This window comes from Vibrio sp. 03_296, from assembly GCF_002265885.1.
The window spans coordinates 1-1,255 of the sequence record NZ_NPKW01000449.1; the positions used below are offsets into that span (position 1 = coordinate 1).

The window sequence follows — 1,255 nt, forward strand, 5'->3', positions numbered from 1 at the left end:
ACGCTGGCGAAGACATGTACAAGAAACTGAACTCGGCCGTTTTCCCTGGCGGTCAAGGCGGTCCTCTAATGCACGTTATCGCGGGTAAAGCAGTAGCGTTCAAAGAAGCGATGGAACCTGAGTTTAAAGCTTACCAAGCGCGCGATAGTAGAAAAACGCAAAAGCATGGTGGCTCAGTTCCAAGAGCGTGGTTACAAAATCGTATCTAATGGTACAGAAAACCACCTGTTCCTTGTTGACCTAATCGACAAAGACATTACAGGTAAAGATGCTGACGCAGCACTAGGCGCAGCAAACATCACGGTAAATAAGAACTCAGTACCAAACGACCCTCGTAGTCCGTTTGTGACTTCGGGTATCCGTGTTGGTACGCCAGCGATCACTCGCCGTGGCTYCACTGAAGAAGACGCGAAAGAGCTAGCAAACTGGATGTGTGACGTACTAGACAACATCGGCAATGAAGCGGTTATCGAAGCAACGAAACAGAAAGTACTAGAAATCTGTAAGCGTCTACCTGTTTACGCATAAGATTTTGGCTACTTGAACATCAAAAAGGCTTCCGGATGGAAGCCTTTTCATTCGTACATTTCTTAGTTAAACAGTAAAGGAACAAGAAAGTCACCATTTCAACCAAGAGCGTTGGCGTAGCGACAGCCATTACTTGTCTTTAGAAATGCTTAATAGCGAACCTGACTTACATTGGAACGAGTAGTAGCTATTGGTTTCGCTAAACTTACCTAAGCCTTCACCATCACAGTAATCGATATTGATATCACGCATTACATTCAGTGTCTCTTCACTGTTTAGCGCAAACTTCGCACCATCAGCGCATACGATGCGGACGCGTCGTCTTTACTGACTGAGTAAAGTTTCACTTCGGTATTGCATAGCTCAAAGGAGGCTTCGCGGTAGTTATCTTGTGCGGTGTTTTGTTGGGCGCAACCTGCCAAAAGAGCTGAGGCGAATAGGGCGATAAAACCTAATTTGTTCATCTAATCAATCCTACTTTTKTKAAAATTTAGAATGCCATACGCAATGCGATGGATATGCGTTTGCATCAAGCCTATAGAATTGACCAATAGATGACAAGCAATTCATGTCGTGAAGGCTGGATAGACAAAGATTTAAGACAAATAAAAAGCTGGTTATCAATACCAGCTTTTTATTTTTCGAGGCAATCAGTGCTTTGGCTTATTTGACTTCTAAGCCTTGCGCCTGCATATCGGCATGATAAGACGAACGTACAAATGGACCA

2 pseudogenes are annotated in these 1,255 nt (G+C 44.0%); one reads left to right on the forward strand and one right to left on the reverse strand.

The features are described from left to right. Positions 1-528: pseudogene (gene glyA, locus CIK04_RS25315) on the forward strand (serine hydroxymethyltransferase); the annotation flags it as partial. Positions 529-657: 129 nt separating this feature from the next. Here glyA and CIK04_RS25320 read toward each other — a convergent pair. Continuing rightward, positions 658-992: pseudogene (locus tag CIK04_RS25320) on the reverse strand (hypothetical protein). Between the last annotated feature and the right edge of the window lie 263 nt (positions 993-1,255).